Genomic DNA, 220 nt, shown 5'->3' on the forward strand with positions numbered 1-220 from the left:
TGTTTAAGCAAATCGAACTTTTAATTGAAGAGTTTGATCATGGCTCAGATTGAACGCTGGCGGCAGGCCTAACACATGCAAGTCGAGCGGCATCGGGAAGTAGCTTGCTACTTTGCCGGCGAGCGGCGGACGGGTGAGTAATGTCTGGGAAACTGCCTGATGGAGGGGGATAACTACTGGAAACGGTAGCTAATACCGCATGACCTCGAAAGAGCAAAGT

At 50.5% G+C, this 220-nt stretch carries 1 rRNA gene; it reads left to right on the forward strand.

Annotated elements, in window-relative coordinates:
* Positions 1-21 precede the first annotated feature (21 nt).
* Positions 22-220: ribosomal RNA gene (locus J1785_RS00005) — 16S ribosomal RNA — on the forward strand; the annotation flags it as partial.

The sequence above is a fragment of the Rahnella perminowiae genome, from assembly GCF_019049755.1.
In the GTDB taxonomy this organism is placed as follows: Bacteria; Pseudomonadota; Gammaproteobacteria; order Enterobacterales; family Enterobacteriaceae; genus Rahnella; species Rahnella perminowiae.